The organism is Methylocystis parvus OBBP (assembly GCF_027571405.1).
Classification (GTDB): domain Bacteria; phylum Pseudomonadota; class Alphaproteobacteria; order Rhizobiales; family Beijerinckiaceae; genus Methylocystis; species Methylocystis parva.
This window is the reverse complement of the sequence record NZ_CP092968.1, coordinates 4,021,397-4,040,158: the sequence shown is the minus strand read 5'-3', so window position 1 is coordinate 4,040,158 and position 18,762 is coordinate 4,021,397. Positions and strand designations below refer to the sequence as shown.

General features: G+C 63.5%; 21 protein-coding genes. 14 read left to right on the top strand and 7 right to left on the bottom strand.

All coding sequences use genetic code 11. The features are described 5' to 3' along the window. The first annotated feature begins 587 nt into the window (after positions 1–587). Positions 588–1,007 carry a hypothetical protein gene (locus MMG94_RS19535; protein ID WP_154419579.1) on the top strand — a complete coding sequence of 140 codons (420 nt, stop codon included), beginning with the start codon at positions 588–590 and terminating at the stop codon, positions 1,005–1,007. Positions 1,008–1,073: 66 nt separating this feature from the next. Here MMG94_RS19535 and MMG94_RS19530 read toward each other — a convergent pair whose 3' ends face one another. Further along, the gene (locus tag MMG94_RS19530; protein WP_016918376.1) at positions 1,074–1,220 is read right to left on the bottom strand and encodes a hypothetical protein; all 147 of its coding nucleotides are present in this window, start codon (positions 1,218–1,220) and stop codon (positions 1,074–1,076) included. A gap of 432 nt (positions 1,221–1,652) precedes the next feature. Between MMG94_RS19530 and MMG94_RS19525 the strand changes: the two genes are divergently transcribed. From MMG94_RS19525 to MMG94_RS19505, 5 genes are all read left to right on the top strand, one after another. After that, on the top strand, positions 1,653–2,861 hold the full coding sequence (locus tag MMG94_RS19525) for a glycosyltransferase family 2 protein (RefSeq protein ID WP_016918375.1): 1,209 nt from the start codon (positions 1,653–1,655) through the stop codon (positions 2,859–2,861). 51 nt (positions 2,862–2,912) lie between these two features. After that, positions 2,913–3,335 (top strand): GtrA family protein, encoded by a 423-nt coding sequence (locus tag MMG94_RS19520; RefSeq protein WP_157212422.1) that lies wholly within the window; start codon positions 2,913–2,915, stop codon positions 3,333–3,335. Between the two features lie 86 nt (positions 3,336–3,421). Beyond that, positions 3,422–4,201: a class I SAM-dependent methyltransferase gene (locus tag MMG94_RS19515; RefSeq protein ID WP_016918373.1), complete on the top strand. Its 780-nt coding sequence runs from the start codon at positions 3,422–3,424 to the stop codon at positions 4,199–4,201. Positions 4,202–4,216: 15 nt separating this feature from the next. Continuing rightward, positions 4,217–5,206 (top strand): glycosyltransferase, encoded by a 990-nt coding sequence (locus MMG94_RS19510; RefSeq protein ID WP_244415189.1) that lies wholly within the window; start codon positions 4,217–4,219, stop codon positions 5,204–5,206. Positions 5,207–5,505: 299 nt separating this feature from the next. Continuing rightward, entirely contained in the window at positions 5,506–7,308 is a 1,803-nt protein-coding gene (locus MMG94_RS19505) for a hypothetical protein (RefSeq protein ID WP_154419583.1), read from the top strand. A 72-nt stretch (positions 7,309–7,380) separates the two neighbouring features. Here MMG94_RS19505 and MMG94_RS19500 read toward each other — a convergent pair whose 3' ends face one another. Together MMG94_RS19500 and MMG94_RS19495 are read right to left on the bottom strand one after the other, a co-directional pair. Beyond that, a complete protein-coding gene (locus MMG94_RS19500) occupies positions 7,381–7,788 on the bottom strand; it encodes a 2Fe-2S iron-sulfur cluster-binding protein (RefSeq protein ID WP_244415194.1) in 408 nt (135 codons plus the stop codon). After that, positions 7,751–7,999 carry a hypothetical protein gene (locus MMG94_RS19495; protein ID WP_016918369.1) on the bottom strand — a complete coding sequence of 83 codons (249 nt, stop codon included), beginning with the start codon at positions 7,997–7,999 and terminating at the stop codon, positions 7,751–7,753. Before MMG94_RS19495 ends, MMG94_RS19500 begins: the two co-directional genes overlap by 38 nt. A gap of 328 nt (positions 8,000–8,327) precedes the next feature. Here MMG94_RS19495 and MMG94_RS19490 point away from each other — a divergent pair, with 328 nt between their 5' ends. After that, a complete protein-coding gene (locus MMG94_RS19490; protein WP_016918368.1) occupies positions 8,328–9,875 on the top strand; it encodes a L,D-transpeptidase family protein in 1,548 nt (515 codons plus the stop codon). 29 nt (positions 9,876–9,904) lie between these two features. Here MMG94_RS19490 and MMG94_RS19485 read toward each other — a convergent pair whose 3' ends face one another. Then, on the bottom strand, positions 9,905–10,042 hold the full coding sequence (locus tag MMG94_RS19485) for a hypothetical protein (RefSeq protein ID WP_016918367.1): 138 nt from the start codon (positions 10,040–10,042) through the stop codon (positions 9,905–9,907). A gap of 157 nt (positions 10,043–10,199) precedes the next feature. On the opposite strand from MMG94_RS19485, the gene MMG94_RS19480 reads away from it, so the two are divergent. The 3 genes from MMG94_RS19480 to MMG94_RS19470 all read left to right on the top strand — a co-directional run bounded on the left by MMG94_RS19480 (position 10,200) and on the right by MMG94_RS19470 (position 11,703). Further along, on the top strand, positions 10,200–10,664 hold the full coding sequence (locus tag MMG94_RS19480; protein WP_081495577.1) for a hypothetical protein: 465 nt from the start codon (positions 10,200–10,202) through the stop codon (positions 10,662–10,664). A gap of 282 nt (positions 10,665–10,946) precedes the next feature. Then, a complete protein-coding gene (locus MMG94_RS19475; RefSeq protein ID WP_016918365.1) occupies positions 10,947–11,267 on the top strand; it encodes a hypothetical protein in 321 nt (106 codons plus the stop codon). Positions 11,268–11,451: 184 nt separating this feature from the next. Then, positions 11,452–11,703 carry a hypothetical protein gene (locus tag MMG94_RS19470; protein ID WP_016918364.1) on the top strand — a complete coding sequence of 84 codons (252 nt, stop codon included), beginning with the start codon at positions 11,452–11,454 and terminating at the stop codon, positions 11,701–11,703. On the opposite strand, the gene MMG94_RS19465 is transcribed toward MMG94_RS19470, so the two are convergent. Together MMG94_RS19465 and MMG94_RS19460 are read right to left on the bottom strand one after the other, a co-directional pair. Continuing rightward, positions 11,692–11,871, bottom strand: coding sequence for a hypothetical protein (locus MMG94_RS19465; protein ID WP_016918363.1), 180 nt, complete (start codon positions 11,869–11,871; stop codon positions 11,692–11,694). The two genes, MMG94_RS19470 and MMG94_RS19465, sit on opposite strands and share 12 nt — an antisense overlap. Positions 11,872–12,087: 216 nt before the next feature. Continuing rightward, positions 12,088–13,179, bottom strand: a complete 1,092-nt coding sequence (locus tag MMG94_RS19460) for a fatty acid desaturase (RefSeq protein WP_244415187.1) — start codon at positions 13,177–13,179, stop codon at positions 12,088–12,090. A 362-nt stretch (positions 13,180–13,541) separates the two neighbouring features. On the opposite strand from MMG94_RS19460, the gene MMG94_RS19455 reads away from it, so the two are divergent. The 3 genes from MMG94_RS19455 to MMG94_RS19445 are packed head-to-tail and all read left to right on the top strand — an operon-like array spanning position 13,542 to position 15,420. Next, positions 13,542–13,916, top strand: coding sequence for a hypothetical protein (locus tag MMG94_RS19455; RefSeq protein ID WP_040578874.1), 375 nt, complete (start codon positions 13,542–13,544; stop codon positions 13,914–13,916). A gap of 56 nt (positions 13,917–13,972) precedes the next feature. Next, on the top strand, positions 13,973–14,455 hold the full coding sequence (gene gspG, locus MMG94_RS19450) for a type II secretion system major pseudopilin GspG (protein WP_016918360.1): 483 nt from the start codon (positions 13,973–13,975) through the stop codon (positions 14,453–14,455). Between the two features lie 29 nt (positions 14,456–14,484). Then, positions 14,485–15,420, top strand: a complete 936-nt coding sequence (locus MMG94_RS19445; protein WP_244415185.1) for a type II secretion system protein GspK — start codon at positions 14,485–14,487, stop codon at positions 15,418–15,420. Between the two features lie 5 nt (positions 15,421–15,425). On the opposite strand, the gene gspD is transcribed toward MMG94_RS19445, so the two are convergent. Further along, positions 15,426–17,768 carry a type II secretion system secretin GspD gene (gene gspD / locus MMG94_RS19440; RefSeq protein WP_016918358.1) on the bottom strand — a complete coding sequence of 781 codons (2,343 nt, stop codon included), beginning with the start codon at positions 17,766–17,768 and terminating at the stop codon, positions 15,426–15,428. Between the two features lie 336 nt (positions 17,769–18,104). Here gspD and MMG94_RS19435 point away from each other — a divergent pair, with 336 nt between their 5' ends. Next, positions 18,105–18,755 carry a prepilin peptidase gene (locus MMG94_RS19435; protein ID WP_016918357.1) on the top strand — a complete coding sequence of 217 codons (651 nt, stop codon included), beginning with the start codon at positions 18,105–18,107 and terminating at the stop codon, positions 18,753–18,755. Positions 18,756–18,762 lie beyond the last annotated feature (7 nt).

The following is an 18,762-nucleotide window of genomic DNA, read 5'->3' as shown; positions in this document are numbered from 1 at the left end:
ACGAAGGCAAGAGACGCCCCTAGCCTTACTGCCTCTCGCACCGTCGACATTGTCGCCCAGGCGAGGTTTCAGGCGCGCTATGGTCACCCACGGATCATTCAATATTGAAGCGGCGCCTCGCGCTAGCCTAAGAGCATGTTGCTCTCGGAGAACGCCATATTGCCGAGATTCGTGGACGGATCGCTGAGGCGCGGCGCGCGTCTTCTCCGAGTAGATCAGCAGCGGCTGGCCCGGCAATGGCCGCCTCAAGTTGTATCCAGCGGTCGATTTCCGGTTGGAAAATCTATACGCCCAAGGCCACCCTTGGCGCCGGCAAGGTGGTGATTCCCACAGGTCGCCGAATTTTCTCGCGGGGCTATCGTAATGGCGCGCGAGAAAAACTGACCTAGCCTCCCTCGCGTCCGCCTTGCGGGGGTGGCTCGCCGCCTTCAGCCGCATCTTCGCGGCGAGCCGCCTGCAATGGCCAACCTGGTTCTGCGCATCTGTTTCCTGCGGCGCCAAAGTTCAGGCCGGAACAAGCAAACTTGGCTCGCGTTGCAGCGGGAGGTCTGGGGCTTTGTCCGGCAAGAACCCTTGGAGACGTGTCAATGACCAACTCACGCAAGATGATCACGGCCGCGCTCGCCGCCACCATGCTGGTCAGCACGGTGTCCATCTCTACTCCGGCCTCCGCATGGGGCCGTTGGGGATGGGGCGGCGGTGGATGGGGTCGCCACTATGGTTGGGGAGGTTGGGGTCATCGCCGTTGGGCGGCTTGGCGTCCTGGCTGGGGCTGGGGTCATCGCCGTTGGGCGGCCTGGCGTCCTGGCTGGGGTTACGGACGCTGGGGCTATGGCGCCGGCCTGCTAGGCGGCGTAGCGGCGGCAAGCTACCCATACAGCGCTTATGGCTCCGCCTGTGGCGGCTACGGCATGGCCTACCCTGCTACTTATGGCTATAGCGGCGGTTGCACGTGCGGCTATGGAAACGGCGGCGGGTTGTTCGGCTTGGGGCTTGGCCTATTCTAAATGGCCCCGAATATCCCACTTGCTCCACGAAAAAACGCCTCGGCCGTTACATCCACGGCCGGGGCGTCATTTTGAATTGGACGTCTTGCCGCCGTCGAAAACACTCAGCCAATCTGGGCGAGCCTTGGCGATTTTGGGCGGAGGATTATTGCCATAACTTTTGAGGTAGATTTCAGCCTCGAAGAAGGCGAGCGCAAAAACAAGTTCATTCACGCGCCCGCTGAATTATTTCGCTAAATTCTCAGCTGCAGGCAGCGCGTTTGACGAAATATCTACGCCTTCCATCGGCCTGAAAACGTATTCGACGCGCTTGCGTGCGCTTTCAATAATGTGCGGCCGACAGATTATCGGCCCTGCAAAAAATCAGCTTCCACTTTTTTGGCGGCGCGCTCAAATGGCTCGGATCATGCGCAGGGATGGGGCTTCTGCGCGCCTTTGGACCGGAAGCCTTCAGGCCCCCGTGGGGCGGTAATTAAGCCTCGATAAACGATTGCCGCGCTAAACTGGAAGCGGCGGCATTTTTAAGACGGCGCACGACCATTTAGCGCGCCGGCGCGGTCGAGGGGGTCATGAACGGTCTTCACGCGGTCGCAGGACCGCCAGCATCGAATCGATGTCTCGATCATCATCCCCTGTCTCGATGAGGTGAAATCCCTTCCCGCCATCATCGCCAACGCCCGCGCGGCGCTGTTGCGGCTGCGGGCGGACCTCGACGTCTCCGGTGAGATCATCGTCGCCGACAATGGCAGCGCCGACGGCAGCCAGCTCGTCGCCCGAGCGCTCGGCGCGCGGGTGGTGGAGGTTGAGCGGCGCGGCTATGGGGCGGCGCTGACCGGCGGCATGAGGGCGGCGAACGGCTCCTTTCTGGTGATGGGCGACGCCGACGGCTCCTACGACTTCACCGAATCGGCGGAAATGGTCGAGGCGCTCATGCGGGGGGCCGATCTGTGCATGGGCTCGCGCTTTCGCGGCCATATCGAGCCCGGCGCCATGCCCTGGAAAAACCGCCATATCGGCAATCCGGTCCTGACCGGCATCCTCAATCTCTTTTTCGGCGCGGGCGTGAGCGACGCCCATTGCGGTCTCCGCGCATTGACGAAATCCTGCTTCGAGCGGCTGGCGCTTGCCGGAACCGGCATGGAGTTCGCCAGCGAAATGATCATCAAGGCGGCGCTCAAGCGGCAGCGGATCGTCGAGACGCCGGTGACGCTGCGGCGCGATCTGCGCGACCGGCCGCCGCATCTGCGCCCCTGGCGCGACGGCTGGCGGCATCTGCGCTATCTGCTGATGCTGAGCCCCGCCTGGGCCTTCGCCGCGCCGGCGGCGGCGGCGGCGGCGCTGTCCCTGGCGATCTGGAGCGTGGCCGCCATCGCCGCCTTTCGCGGCGAATGGACGGCGTCCCCTTTCGGCAATTATTGGGTCGTTCTCGCCGGCGCGCTATTGGGGCTCTCCCATATAGCGGGGCTGCTCGCCATTTCGACCCATCTTTATGGGCGGCGGCAGGGCTATCGCCCGGCCTATTCTTGGAAACAGCGCTTCGCGGGCTGGATTTCGCTGGAGACGATGCTGCTCGCCGGCGCAGTAGCAGTCGGAATCGGGCTTATGATTTTGCTGACGGTCGTCGGCTACTGGTCGCGGCACAATTTCGGCCCCATCGGCAGCGTTCTGCCGGCGGTCATCGGCACGACGATGATCGTCATCGGCGCCCAGAACGCGCTCGGCGGCTTCATGCTCGCGATCGTAAGCGGCAACGAAGCGGAGTTCCTCAAACAAAGCAAAGCCTCGAACTCTTCCGGCGGGGGCGCCGAAGCGGAGATGGCCGACGCGCCTCGCGCCGCAATGCGCGGCGCGTGACGAATCGAGGAAATGGCGCCCGGACAATGGCGCACGAACGACGGATGTGAAATGCCGATCAATCGGGAATTGCGGACGGGATTGAGATATGTCGCGGTTGGCGCGGCGTGCGCGCTTCTGAGCAATATTTTGCTCGTCGGCGCGGTGATGACCGGCGCGCATTATTTCGTCGCGGGCCTCCTGACCATTGCGCCGATCCTCGCAATCAGCTTCCTGCTGCATTGTTTCGTGACATTCGAAGTCCCGCCGACAGCGGAGGCTTTCGCCAGATACAGCGTGACCGCCCTTCCGAGCTATCCGCTTTGGTTCGTCAGCATCGCCGCGCTGAGCGACGGACTCGGCGCGCCGATATGGGCGGCGAGCCCCATCGCCACGGGAATCGTGTTTTTGTGGAACTACATCGGGACGAACTGGTCCCTGCGCGGCGCCGGCCGCGATCGGCAGAGACAGCCGTCATGTTCGGCGCGACGATGACCGCCTGCTTGGCGCGCGTTGGGCTGATCGCCAAAAAGCGCGACACGCAGGAAATCCGCTGCTCGTAAACGGAGGTTTCCTCACCGATGTCCGACACGAATTTAAAGGCGCATGACGCCAGCCTCACCGGTCCGCGACACGGGATTCCGTCCTATCGTCTTCGCTATACGCCGCTGGAGCGGCTCGCCGTCGAACGGCCGGTTGACCGGATTGCGACGATCGTAGCGGCTTGCGCCGGCAAGTCCGTGCTCGATCTCGGCGCCATGGACGAAACGGCGTACAAAAGCAAACGCGGACAAGGCGTCTGGCTGCACGAAGAAATCGCGAAAAGAGCGAAGTTCGTCGTCGGCGTCGACAATACGTCCGGCCTTCCCGTTGAAGGACTGGCGACCGCGCCTAACGCTAAAATCGAGCGCGGCGACATTTTCGATCTCGACGGCGTGTTGCGAAAGCTCGATTTCACCCCGGAAGTCGTGGTGGCGGGCGAACTCGTCGAACATCTCGAAAATCCGCTTGCTTTTCTGCGATCGTTACGCGCTTGCGCGCCTTTGAAGGGAGCGCGGCTCATCCTCTCGACGCCGAATGCTACCGCGCTTCACAACTGCCTGATTGGCCTGATCGATCGGGAGTCGACCCATCACGACCATCTCCTCATCCTCTCCTACAAGACGATGACGACGCTTTTGACGCGCGCGGGCTTCGAACAATGGCGCCTTGTCCACTATCATTCGGAGTTCGCGGAGATGAAGCTGCGCAATTCGGGCTTGCGGCGCACCGCGATCGTCTGTGGCGAGAGAATGATACGCGCGGCGGAATGGGCGTTTCCGCTCCTTGCCTTCGGTCTCATCGTCGACACGACAATCTAGGAGGCCCGCGTTCCCGTGAGCGCTAACATCGGATGTTCAGCGCAACCCGAGTCACGGCGGGCGCCGTGGCTCTCCGTCGTCATGCCGACGCATAAGGGCGAGCTCTGGATCGACGCGACTCTCGCCTCCCTGGCGGCGCAAGATGAAGCGGGTATGGAGGTCGTCCTCGTCGACAGCAGCCCGACTTCCGCGACGCTCGACATCGCGCGCCGCTACGCCGACAGGCTCGATCTGAGGCTTTACGAGCGCAAGGACATGCTGCCGTGGCCGGCGAAGGTGAATTTCGCCGTCGCCGAGGCGCGTGCGCCTTTCGTCTCGATTCTGCATCAGGACGATATCTGGCTCGACGGGCGCGCCGCGAAGATTCGCGGCCTCATCGGGAAAAACCCCGAAGCGGCGCTGTTCCTCCACGCCGCCGCGATCATCGACGGCGACGGCCGCGTTCTCGGCGCGCTCACCTGTCCGCTTCCCGCTGAAAACATGCCTGTCTCGAAAGATTTATTGATCGAACGCCTGATCGTTCAGAATTTCGTCGCAATGCCGGCGCCGACCTTCCGCCGCGATGTTTTTCTGGATGCGGGCGGCATGGATGAAAAGCGCTGGTATACGGCGGACTGGGACCTCTATCTGAAGCTCGCCCTGGCGGGGTCGGTTTTCTATTCCGCCGATATTCTCGCCGGTTTTCGCATTCATGGCGGCTCGCTCACCATTTCCGGCAGCCGCTCCATCGATGATTTCCGGTCGCAACACGAAATCGTGCTCGATCGCCATGCTTCCCGGATCCCGACAGAAAGAAGGGAGCGGATTTTGCGGATGGCGCGCGCGTCGATCGCGGTCAATGTGGCGCTGGCGCAAGCCGCGCATGGCGAGCACGCGCGTTTGGTGACGGCCGCGATAGCGATTTTGCGGCTCGGACCCATCGGGGCGTTGCGCTATCTGCGCTTCTCGCGGCTAGTCGAACGCGTCGCGCCCCGCCTGCGGGCGCGCTTCGCGGGGCGGCTATAGAGCCATCGCGCCTCGTCCGCCGAAAGCGCCAGAATAGGGAAGAGATAACTTTCGGGTGCTACCGATTGGACGAATAGGCTTCGTCACGGGAATTGCCGGCTCCTGTTTACCGTCGTCATTGCGAGGAGCGAAGCGACGAAGCAATCCAGAGCAACGGACGCGGCTCTGGAGTGCTTCGTTGCGCTCGCAATGACGGGGAGTGCGAACGTCCCGTGAAAGCCGGCCAATTTTGGCCGGCGCCGGCCGCCAGGGCGGCCGACGTCGCGACGTTGCTCCCGAGCCGGATTTGCGAGGAACGAATGGTTCATCTTCAGGAAGCTTCCATCGCCCGCGCGGAGACCGCTTCCCTCCCGCCAACCCTTCAGCGGTCGCTTATCGGCTGCGCGGCGGTTTTCGCCGGCGCCGTCGGCCTGGCCTTCGCCTCCGCCGCGCTTTTTCCGTTCCGCTCCGACCATTGGCTCACCGAATATTTCTTCCGCGCGCAGGACGCCGCATGGGTGCTCGTGAGCGCCGCCTGCCTGGTCGCCTGCGCCTTTCTTCGGCTCCCGGCGTCTTTGACGACGGCGCTGCCCGGCCCCCGCGTCGCGCGCCTTTCCGCCTTCGCCCTCGCTTGTTTCGTCCTGCTTTGCGGCGCTTTCGGCTCGGGCCTCGTCTTCGACGACTACCCGCTCTCAAGAGACGAGGCGCTCGCCGAGTTCGACGCCCGGATTTTCCAATCCGGCCAGTTGGTCGCCCCGGTAGATCCCGAATGGCGCCCCTTCGCCAGCGCGCTCGCGCCGCGTTTCATGGTTCCGGTCGCCGGCCATGAGGGTTTCCTGTCGGGATATCTGCCGGGCGCCGCCCTGCTGCGCGCGCTCGTCGGCGCGCTGGCGGATTCCCGTCTGTCCGGCGCGGTCCTGACGGCGCTCGCCGTGCTGGCGTCTTTTGGCGTCGCGCGCCGGCTGTGGCCAGGGCGTGACGACGTCGCCATTCTCGTTCCCCTGCTGATCGCGACCTCGTCGCAAACGCTGATCACGTCGATGACGGCCTATGCGATGAGCGCGCATCTGGCGCTCAATCTCGTCTGGCTCTGGCTGTTTCTGCGTGACGACAAATGGGGCCATGCCGGCGCGATGGCGGTCGGCGCGCTCGCCTGCGGCCTGCATCAGCTTGTCTTTCATCCTTTGTTCGTCGCGCCTTTCATCGTCGGCCTATGGTCGCGGGACAGGCGCGCGCTGGCCGCGGCCTATGTCGCCGTCTACGCGTCGATCTGCCTGTTCTGGGCCTTCTACCCGCAACTCGCGCTGCACGCCCATGGCATGGCGCCAGAGGCGGCGAATGGCGCGGGCCTCGGCAATTTCATCGAGCGCGCGACGAACCAGATTTTATATTTCCTGTTCGGCGAGCAAGACGTCGCCACCGTCATGCTGATGAACCTGCTGCGCTTTGTCAGTTGGATGAACCCGCTCTTCCTGCCGCTCGCGGTTCTGGCCTTCCGGCCGATCCGCGACGGCGACGGCGTCGCGCGCGAACTCTTCGCCGGCCTGGCGCTCACCCTCGCCGCGACGACACTGCTCATGGCCTATCAGGGCCATGGCTGGGGCTATCGCTATCTGCATGGCTTCATCGGCAGCATAGCGCTGCTCGCAGCCTTCGGCTGGGTCGAGATCATGACCCGCGCGGGGGAGGCGGAGGAAGCGGCGGCGTGGCGCGCGGTCGTCGTCGCGAGCGCTTTCTCGATTTTCGTCGTTTTCCCTGTTCACGCGATTCAGGCGCACGACTTCGCCGCGCCCTACGCCAAGGCCGGCGCGGCCATCGCCCGCGCGCCGACGGATGTCGTCATCGTTGACAGAATGGAGCTCATTTTCGGCGAGGATCTGGCGCGCAACGATCCCCTGCTCCGCAACCGGCCAAAAGTGCTGGATCTCGTCCGTCTCGACGAAGCGAGTCTTCCTGGCCTGTGCAAGCGCCATAGCGTCTCTCTTTTCGACGCGCCCCAGGGGCGCGCCCTCGGAATCCCGGCCACTATCGAACTTTCGGAATACTGGCTGGCGCGGCGGAAGAAGCTGCTGACCGCGCTGGAGCGTCTCTCCTGCGGCGCACGGCTCGGAGCGGCGCCGTAAACGAACAGGCGGGCTGTTTCGCAGGCTGCTGGCTGTCAAACGACACATGTGGGTCAGTAGAACGCGCGCGGCTCAACTCACGGCGCCACTCTCCCGCGCCAAACGCAATTGCGGAAATAAGGCTTCGGCTTCATAGCGCCACGGTCTTCTATCTGTCCGCCGTCGGCGGTGAGCGTCTGCACGACGAGCCACACGGCGTTCGACGAGACCTTGTCGCAGGACTTGATCTCGCCGAGCGAGTTTATCTGGATCGCCTCGAAAGAAATCCGGTCGTAGGTGTAAGCGACAAGTGTGTAAGTCGCTGCGTGGGAAGGCGCGGCAGAGTAGAACCATGCCAGCTTCCTCCTCCTCCGGCGGCAGAGCCTGCACCTTGACGTCGAAGAGCTCATAGTCGCCGTCCGTGCATTCGCCCTTGCAGGTCGCGCAGCCTCCCGCCGGCGCCCTACTCTTTCCTTCGCCGAACGGAAGCCGTCGGAAAATAATCTATTTCCCGGTGACTTTTCGGATGGGCGAATTCCGGGGGCGCGGCGGCGAGGAGCGCCTCCTCGTCCTTCCAGAAGTCGTTATGCGCGATCTGCCACCCGGCCGCGCCGACGACGGCCAGGACGAGAGAGAGCCAGAGCAGCCGATCGGTGACGGCGAGGCTCGCCTCTCCGATCTCGAACCATCTTCCAGGAGTTTCGTCAGACATTTCGGCAAGGGCGCAATTAATTAACGGGACGGCTTCAACTTGAGAAATAAAGGTAAACAAACATTTGATTTCGCGGCGTCGATGGATGCTCCGTACGGGGCGGCGAGCGGCGCCGGCCCTTTCCGAGGCCGCGCTTTTCGACGAACCGTTGCGCCGCTGCAATAGCGATTTCCGGCGATTGGATTCAACATGGTCCGAAGCCCGGAGAAGACCCATACGGCTCAGGCGCCTTGAATGCGCCGCAGCATTCTGATTTTGCGTAGCTTTCCTTTCGTCCGCGCAGCCCGTGCGAAACGGGCCCCGCCCAGATGTGATTCGGAGGTTTTTCATGCTGCCGCGCAGGCGCTTTGGCGGCGACGCGTCTTTGGCTTTCGCCGCTCTTTTGTCGATGCTTTGCGTTTCCGCGGCTCACGCGGCGGGAGACAAAGTCGCCGTCACGGAAATCGGCTTCGGCGACTCCCACGTCGCGGGCGCCTGCGACGCGGGCGGCCCCGCGAAGCGGCGCGGCCGCTGCGCCGCGACGCCCAGCGCGCCCCCGCGCCTCGAGCGCCCGCTCTTCGCGGTCGTCTCGATCTCGGACCAGACGGTCTCGATCTATAATCATGAAGGGCTCGTCACGCGCTCGGAAGTGTCGACCGGCATGGAGGGTCACGCGACGCCCAAGGGCATTTATTCGATCATCGGGCGCGAACGCATGCACGCGTCCAACATCTATTCGGGCGCGCCCATGCCCTTCATGCAGCGCCTCACCTGGTCGGGCATCGCCATGCATCTCGGCGTCGTTCCCGGCCATCCGGCGTCGCATGGCTGCGTCCGCCTTCCCGCCGACTTCGCGGCGAAGCTCTGGGGCATGACGCGGATTGGCGAGCGCGTCGTCATCGCGCCGCATGACGTCATGCCGACTTCCTTCGAGCACGCTTTGCTGCCGACCCCGAAGATGCAGATCTTCGCGGACGCCGGGGCCGCCGCCGACTCCGCAGCGGCCCCGCAGAGCGCCGCCGTCTCTTCGGCCGAACCGCCAAAGCTCAATCCGCATCAATTTGCGGAGCGGCTCAAAGCCAAGGCCGCCCTTGATCGAAAAGCCGCCGCCAAGGCTGACGCCGAGGCTTTCCTCGCCGTGGACGCGAAGGAGACGGATGCGATTCGGCTCGCGGAGGAATTGCGCGCGGCGGAGACCGCCGATTCAGCGGCTCTCGCCAAAGCGGATGCGTTGGCGAAGGACTTTGAAGCCGCGACGGGCGCGGCGAAAGACGCCGCGGCCGCCGCAAAGTCGAAAGCCGAGGAGGAGCGGGTCACCGCCGCGACGAAGCTCGATGCGGCGAAAAAGGCGTCGGAGGCGAACGCCCGCGAGCTTGCCGACGCCTATAAGCGCTGGACGGGCGCCGCAAAGGCTTTCGAAGACGCCCGCACGGCCGAGCGAGACGCGGAATTTCGCACTGCGCCCGTGTCCGTGCTGATCAGCAAGGCCGACAAGCGCGTCTATGTCAGACAAGGACTGGCGCCCATCTTCGACGCGCCGGCGAATGTGCGCGATCCCAAGACGCCGCTCGGCTCGCACCTTTACATCGCATCGTCGACCGATTTGGACGGCGGGTCGCTCAAATGGTCCGTCATTTCGATCCCGCCGCTACGCGTCGATCAGCCGGGGGAGAAAAAGAGAGCGAAATCGGCGGAGCCCGACAGCGACTTTTTCTCCTCCTATCCGGCGCTCTCCGCGAGTCCAGAGGAAGCGCTCGAACGGGTCGAGATTTCGCAGGAGGTTCGCGACCGTATCGCCGAACGCCTATGGACGGGCGCCTCGATCATTATCTCCGATCAGCCTCTGAGCGGCGAAACGAACAATGTCGGCACCGACCTCGTCGTCCGGCTGCGCTGAATTCGCCGGCGCTGAGAGAAGCTGATCTCTCAGCGCCGCGAAAGCGCATAGATGAACGCGCCGAGAAAGATCGCAAAGATCGCGAGGCTCGGCCAGTCATAGCGCGGCGCGCCCGCGGGCTTATCGCGCGCGGCGTTTTCGCCGTCGCCCTCGCCTTCCGCTCTCATCCGTCACCCCTCCGCCGGTTTTGAACGATCTATCGCAGGCTGAGGCGAGTTGGCGAGCCCCATTCAGAAATGACCTCCGAGAGTCGCGCCGCGCGACTCGACGGCTGAAACTTGCTAAACTGAGCAGGAGGGGCGTCATCTTGTGTTGGAGGCGACCATGCTTCGTAAAATCGTAATGGCCGGGACGCTGGTTTCCGTGCTGGCCTTGCCTGCCGAGGCCCTCGCATGGGGGCATGGTTTTGGCGGAGGTTTTGGCGGCGGCCATTTGGGCGGCGGCTTTGGACATGGCGGCTGGGGCGGCGGCGGCTGGGGCGGTCACGGCGGTTGGGGTGGCGGCGGCTGGGGCGGTCATGGCGGCTGGAGTGGCGGCGGATGGGGCGGTCACGGCGGCTGGGGTGGTGGCGGCTGGGGCGGCGGATGGCGACGCGCCGGCTATTGGGGCGGCCCGAGATTGGGATATGGCGGATGGGGCTACCGCTCATATTATCGTCCCGTCGGCTATGGCGGCTATGGCGGCTGCTATCGGCTTCGGCCCGTTTGGACCGGATGGGGTTGGGCGCAGACCTGGGTGAATGTCTGCGGCTACAATGGATGGGGCGGCTATGGCGGATGGGGCTGGTAAGCTGACCTGATACGCGGCGCGCCCCCGTTATAAAAACCGGGGCGCGCTTCTTGGACTGTTATTTCGCGCCCTTGGCTCGGACGACGTCCGCCAGCCACGGCGATTGTGTCATTGCTGCGAAGCGGGCGCCGGTTCACATCAATAAATTGCTCTCTCAACAGGGCTGACGCTTACGGCGTCGACGCCGGCGGCGTTCGCCATGTTTCGAGACAACTTCTTGCCAAGCGTTAAGGGATTGTTAAAGATAGACTCGATTTCCGGCGCATCCGTCGAGAGTAGCCCATGTTCAAGCGTTTCATGCCCCTTGCGGCCGCAGCCGGATTGGCCTGCGTCTCCACCGCCGCCTTCGCCTATATGGCGGCCATGCCCCTCCCCATTCCCGCGGCCTTCGAACGGCCGATGAGCCCCGCCGCCGCCTGCGCGGCTGAAGCCCAGGAACAGTTCCTCTCTGGCCCCGCCTATGACAGTTTCATGGCGCGATGCACGCGGGCCGGCGTCGCGGAGCTGTGCGACCGCGCGGCCTCCGCGCGCAAGCTCACCGGGAAGAAACGGGCGGCCTATACGCGCGAATGCGCCGTGCAGGTCGAGCAGGCCCAAAATTAGAGCGCGTTGCGAAAAAGCAGGAACCGGTTTTTTCGCGGCGAACGCGCTCTAAACCATGAAAAACGATCAGTTTGCCTGCGTCTAGGCGAGTCCGCCTAAACGCAGCGTGATCCAGCGGCTTGTTGGCCCGGGACATGCTTTTCGCCTTCCCTGACAGAAATCATTGTCGGGAAGGAAACGCAAAATGTCGGAGACCGAGGCGCCGAAGGGTTATTTCATCGATTGGGACGGAAAGCTGCGGCCGATCGACAATCCCGGAAAGGGTCTTCGCTGCGAGGTGGATTTCAAGGCCAAATATGTGATGGTCTTCAACAAATATGGCGGCCTCGACCACGAATCGACCTGGTACCCGAATGAGGCGGCGGTCGAAAAGGCGGGCATCAAGGTCGCTTACGCCAATTTGGAGGAGCAGATCAAAATCTCGTCAATCGACTGACCTTTTTCCTTCGAGACGCGCGGTCGCGACTTCATTGTTCTCACAGAACGGATAATTGTCGCCGACGCGCCACGAAAATTCCTGCGCCGCCGGCTGAGGCTGGCAGGCTGCCCACAATATCGTCAAATACGCTACAGCCTTATAAAAACAAAGAATCTTACCTTCCATTATTGCCGACCTCCGAAAAAATTTCGTGTTTTCATTGGATAAAAGTCAACACCAAGACGCCCTCCACGGCAAGGCTGAAGCCCACCGATTTCGAAGGGAAGCTTAACCAATTCTAAGCGATGAGAATTAAGTGTGTGTGGGGGCGAACTTATAAAAAAGCCCGCCCTCCCCTGCTCCCGGTTGGGGAGAGGGAAGGACGGGCTCTGATGCGCGGGCTCAGGCTTTCGCGGCGTCGGTCAGCGCGCCAAGGACAGCCTGCATGGCTTCCCGATTTCCGAGCTCCTCATAGGCGTAACCGCATTCGAGCATCGCCTTCCGGGTGGCGTCGCGCATCTTGGAAAGATTGCGACGCGCCATCGTCGGGAACATGTGATGCTCGATCTGGCTGTTGAGGCCGCCCGTCAACCAGTCGAAAAACAGGGAACTCGGCGTATTGCGGGTCGAACGCGCCTGACGGTCGTAGAAGCCTTTCGCCTCAGTCGCGTCGTAAATTTCCATGCCCGTGTGATTGAGAACGAAAACGAAGGCGAGGATGAAGCCGCCGAGGAGCTGCGTCGCGGCGAACCAGAGCCAGCCGGTCCAGACCGGACCCGGCGTGAGAAAACCGGCGAGCGTCAGGCCGATGACCCAATGGGCGACGCAGAGCGCGCCTTCGAGGGACTTGTTGACGCGGAAAGCCGTCTCGATGCTCTGCCAGCTCCAGTTGAAGCGCGCCATGGAGAGCAGCGGAAAGAAAAGCAGCACCTGGAGACGACGCATGGTCAGGAACAGTTTCGCCTTCCAGGGAGAGGTCGCCGCAAGCTCGTTATATTCGACGAGCGACTTGTCCCAGACGATCCAGGGGACGGAGTCGATGTCGCCGTCAATCGGCGTGAGGATCCCGTCTTCGCTCTTTTTGCACGCATTCGGAAAGGCGTGATGCAGCTCGTGCTTCTCGACCCACCAATGCGAGCCGAAGCCCTGCAGAAGCGCCACGGCGCGCAGCATGAAGCGGGGCTTGGCGTCGTCGCGCGGGCCCCATTGGTTATGCGCGAGATCATGGCCGAGATAGGCCGTGCGGGGATAATGAAGGCCCAGGACGACGAAGCCGACAAAAGCGGCGAAGCCTCCCTGAGACAGAAGATAGAACGCCAGCGCCGGAACCCCGACGAGCTCCGCGCAGCGGAACGCCTGCTCCCAGAGCGGCACGTTGAAATAGCCCTTTTCGCGCGCTTCGGTTTTCAAAGTCGCCATGCGCTGCGCCAGCGCTCTCGCGTCCGGAGCGCCCGCCTCGCGAGCCCCGGCCGTCAGTTCCATCGTGTCGCTCACCTTGTTCCCCGCAGCGCCTGTTTGGCTTGTTGTCGTTCTACCGCAGGGTTCCATTCGTCTATAGCAGAGCTCTTGTCAAACGCTTTCGTTAAGAAGTGATTTTTCGTCGCAGGTCAGCTGGCTAATCCTTGCTGAGTCCAACTTATAACTGCTCCAAAACTGATTTTTTTGTGCAAAGCAGCAACGACTGCTCCGCTTTTCTACTTGCGACTGACGTCTTGCTTCCCGCGCCCTCTCTCCAGATGGAAAGTTGCACGAGTCGGCGCGCCTGCGGCCGCCCCGCGCCGCACAATTGCGCCGCGCGCAAAAGGGCCATAGAGATGTGGTCGAGGTTCGGCGGCGCCGGATTTTTGGAGCTTGCGATGACGCGCCTGATTGCGTTGGCTTTGATCTCGACGCCCGCCGCAATGTTGTTCTTCGGCCCCTCCGCGCGCGCGCAGATCAGCATAAAGCCCGAGGCGCTGACCCATTACTCCTATTGCGTCAGCGCCGCGAAGGACCGCAACGCCGTTTTCCTCCTCGACCGCGGAACGATGTATCGCTGCGGCGACGATATCGCCGTCTCCTATTTCAATTATCTCGGCCGGCAAAAGGTCCCCGAGAAACGCGTCGTCGAAACGGAAGGCGTCTTTATCTACCGTATGATCGCGGGCGTCGGGAAATGCTGGAACAAGATCGAGGACGCTTACGGCAATCCGACCTCGACTTACGGATGTGACATTTATATCGAACTTTGAGCCGCGCCCGGAAAGGCGCTTCTTCTCTGAGAATCCGCGCAAAGACGGGGAACGCAATGCTTCACACGGGTTTGGAACGCTCCACAAATTCATGGTCGGCGCGTCATGCGCGCTTTGCGCGCGCGCGTGGCGGGCGCGCCGGCTTCACGCTGGTCGAAATGCTGGTCGTTCTCGCCATTATCGGATCGATCGTCGGTCTCGTCGGGCCGCGCGTGTTGAATTACCTCTCGGAATCGAAGGTCAAGACGGCTCAGATTCAGATGGAGAACCTCGCCAGCGCGCTCGATCTCTTCTATCTCGACGCCGGCCGCTATCCGTCGAGTGAGGAAGGCCTCGCCGCGCTCGTGCAGCGCCCGGCCGGCGTCTCGTCCTGGAGCGGCCCCTATCTGAAATCGGCGGGCCTTCCCAAGGACCCCTGGGGACATCCCTATCTTTATCGGGCGCCCGGACAGACCGGGCCCTATGACATCGGCTCCCTCGGGCCGGAAGGCCGGGAAGGCGGCGCGGGCGCGCTTTCCCGCAGCACACAGGCGAAGTGACCGCGGCCGGAAGGCCCGCCGCCCCGCGCGTGAAAAAGAAGCGCGCGGGGTTCGCTCTTCTCGCCGTCGTCTGGGGCACGGGCCTCGTCGCCATTCTCGTCGTCGCCTTCATGACGAACGGCCGGCTGCGCCTGCAAACCGCCCACAATATTGCGAGCGCGACGGAAGCGGGCTTCATCGCCGAGAGCGCGATCAATCTCGCAACCCTCGCTTTGCTGGCGAAGAAAGACGCCGTCTCCGCGCAAACGGGGGATGTGGAGGTTTATGACGGCGCGCCGCGCTTCTGCGTTCTCGATCGCGCCGCCGTCGCCCTTTCCGTGGAGGAGGAAGGCGGAAAAATCGACATCAACGCCGCGCCGCCCGAACTTTTGCAAACAGTGTTGCTGGGGCTCGGACTGGATGAGCGCGCCGCGCAGCAGACGGCGAAAGCCATCGTCGCCTTTCGGACGGCGCCCGCAGGAATTAGGCAAATTCGCGCGACGATAAGTTCCGACAAGCCGATCGAACCCAAAGAGGGCCTGTTCGAAACCGTGCTGGAGCTCGATCAGGTCAGCGGCGTGAGCCCGGCTTTGTTTCGCGACCTGATCCCCTTCGTCACAGTCAGCTCCAAAAGTCCGGGCGTCGACGCGCGCACGGCGCCGCCCGCGCTCTTCGCGGCGCTCGCAGGCTATCCGTTACAGCAGGTGCGCGCCCTGATCGCGGCGCCCTATCCCAACGGACTCAACCGCAACGATCCGCGCTTCCCCGCCAATTTCAAACAGCCCACGGAGCACGGCGCCTATCTCATTCATGCGGAGGCCGTGCTCGCGACGGGGCAGACGGTCGCGAAGGACGCGCTCCTCGATCTGCGGCCAGCGAGCAACAAACCGTTTGCGTTCAAGGAAATTCGACGCGGCCAATCCCGCTACGTCGACCATCTGCGAAACATCATCGCCGCGAATGGAGCCGGCGTCCCCGATTGCTGAAGCGATCAGCGCGTGTCGCGATCGGCGCGCCACGGGCTCTTCGACCAGGGATCGAACAGTGTGCGCCGCGCCGATTGCTCGATGTCGTGCGGACGGCCGACGGCGCGCGTCGAAATGTCGAGCAGCTTGCGCTTATATTCCTCGGTGATCTCCCGTCCCTCGCTCAACGAGCGCACGACATGCGGCGTGATCATGATCACAAGTTCGCTCTTGTCGATCACGTCGTTCTTGTCCTTAAACACATTGCCGAAGATCGGCACGTCGCCGGCGACCGGAACCTGCGCGGCGACGCGGCCCGTCTGGTCCTTCACGAGTCCGCCGAGCATCAGCGATTCATTGTCGTTAACGACGACCTGCGTTTTCACGCGGCGCTGCTGGATGGTGGGCGTGGTGCTGCCGACCGGCGTATTGGGATCGACGTTGGAGACTTCCTGTTCGAGCTCCAGCATCACGCGGCCGCTTTCGCTGATATGCGGCGTGATTTTCAGAATGACGCCCGTATTGGTGTAATTCACGGAATTGAACGTATTGCCGATCGCCGAAACGCTGGTGAGCGTCTGCACCGGGATCTGATCGCCGACCTGCAGCATGGCCTCGCGATTGTCGAGAACGGTCAATGACGGCGTGGAGATGATGTTGACGTCGGTGATGGCGTTGAGCGCGTTCAGCGTCACCTGCTGATTGAGCGAATTGAAGGCGTAGGCGAAACCGGGGAAGACCGCGCCGACCGGCGCGCCCAGCAGATTTTGCGGACCGATCTTGTTGTTGGCGACCGGCGTCTGCGTCTGGCCGCTCGAGAAACCGAACAGATTGGAATGGTTCTGCATGAACCATCGCACGCCGAAGCGCAGTGAATCGTTCAGCCGCACCTCAGCGATCGTGGCTTCGAGGAAGATCTGGTTCGGCAGAACGTCGAGGCCCTCTATCACCTGACGAATTCGGCGATAATCCTCCGGCGTCGCCATGACGATGAGCGCGTTTTTCGCGTCGTCGACGCCGATTTTGTAACGGTCGTTGTCGAGGCTGACCGCAGGCGTCGGTCCGCCGTTCGGGCCGCCCGGCGAGCCGCCGGGGACGCTGAGCCCGCTGACGCCGCTCGGCCCTCCCCCTCCAAAGCCGCCGCCGCCGCTGCCGCCAAGTCCGCCGCCCGTCCCGAGGCCCCCGCCGGACGTTCCAAGGCCGCCGCTCGATCCAAGGCCGCCGCTTGATCCCAGACCGCCGCCCGTTCCCATGCCGCCGCCGGATGCGCCCGTCGGCCCCGCAGCCGAGAGCGCGCCGAGCGGGCTCGTCGACGCCTGGCCGCCGCCCATGGCGCCCAAGCCGCCGGACGACATCGACGACTGGCCGAAACGCGGCGACGTGCTGGCGTCGGCCTGCCCCCTCGCGCCGAAAATGGAGGTCAGGACGATCATCAGTTCCTTGGCCGGACGATTCTGCACCCGGTAGGTGAAGAACTGCTTCTCCGTATGCTCGGCGCGCGCATCGAGCTTGTCGATCCAGGCGCGGGCGCGGGCGATATATTGGGCTTGCGACGAAATGACCAGGATCGCCGAGAGGCGCTTATTGCCAATGAAGCGGATCATGCCGCCCATCGGTCCTTCCTTCTCGGAGCCGAACACGTTTTTCAGGTCGTCGGCGAGCATATCGGCGTCGCCGCTGCGCACCGGCACCAGCGCGAAGGACATGCCCTTCATCGTGTCGATGTCAAACATCGAGATCGCGTCCTGCAACGTCGCAATGTCCTGAGGCGTGCCGGAAAGCGTGAGCGTGTTGCGCGCGTCGTCGGCGCGCACGATGCTGCCGCGCGCCGCGATCGGCTCGAGCACGCGCTTCATCTCGGAGGCGGAAACATAGCGCAACTGCACGACGCGCGCGCCTTCCCCGAGCGGGCTCGACTCGGCCGAGACCGGATCGCTCGATATGACCTCTCCCGAAATCGCCGCCTGTTCCGTTGGAACGATCTTGTAGATGCCGCCCGATTTGACCACCGAGGCGCCAGAGACGCGCAGGGCGGACTGGAAGAGATCGAGCGCGACGCTTTTACGCACCGGATTTGCGGTGTGGACCGTCACCTTGCCGTCAAGCTTGGGATCGACGATGAAATCCGCGCCCATAATGTCGCCGATGACGATCTTGGCCGCCTGGGGGATCGGCAGATTGACGAGATTGAGGGTGACGCCGTCTTCCCCGGCGGGATCGGACGAGGCCGGGCGCCCGCGGCTCGAGCCGATGAACTTGCCGGTCCCCGTCGCGACGATGGCGCGCCCCGTGGGGGTGCGCGGCCGCAAAAGACCCTCGGATTGCGTCCCGCCGCCATAACCGCGCGCGCCGCGCGAGATAGGCTCCACATTCCACTCCGCGACGGGCGGGCCGCCGCCGGCTGTCGGAGTCTCACACCCCGCGACGCCCACGACCGCTAAAGCCAGGACAGATGCTCTTAGCAGACGATACAAATCAACAGCCTGTGGTTCGACGGCGGCGTTTGAAGTTCATCCGCCTTAACACGATTGCTGGAGCTTCGCCACGCTGCGGCGACCGGCCAAGCTTCCACACGAGAAGCAAAACTGAAACATTCCAACGACTCGATGACGGTACCTCGTTCTGTGGAAGATTCAAATTTAGAAAGGAATGTCCGAAACGCGGCAATATCGCGGCGGAAGCCGCCCGGGGAACGCCAGAAAGAGATGCGCGAAAGACCTGAGAAAACGCACAGACAGCCGATTTTCGCGTCGCCGGCGTGCGGCCGCCGCCGCCGCGCCCTGGCGCCGCTCGCCCGCCGCATTCTTCTTGCGCGCGACGAGGGCCGCCCCTTTGCGCCCGCCGCCTGGGCGGCGCTTCTGTCGCTCGCCGCGCTCCTTGCGGAGGAGCCGGGTTTTATCGTCTGGCCGAGCCTCCTGCTCTTTGGCGGACTCTGCCTCATCTCCCTGTTCGACGCGCGCTACTTCGTCATTCCCGACGGCCCCTTGCTGGCTCTCGCCCTGTGCGGCGGCGCCGTCGCGCTTGCAAACGCCCCACATGAAGCCGCACTGAAGCTCGCGGCGGGGGCGGCCGGCTACGCCGCGTTTCGGTCTGTCGCCTTCATCTACGCCCGTTTGCGGGGCGAAGCCGGCGTCGGCGAGGGCGACGCCAAGCTTTACGGCCTTGCCGGACTTTGGCTTGGTTTTTCCGGCCTGCCGGGCGCGCTCGTCTACGGCGTGCTCTCCGCGCTCCTTTCGTCGGTCATCGCGATGCGCCAGGGAACGCTGGAGAGCGTCCGCCAGCCGATCCCTTTCGGACCGCATCTCGCACTCGGCCTCTGGCTGATCTGGGTCTTCGGGCCGCTGGAGGCCGGATAGAAACGCG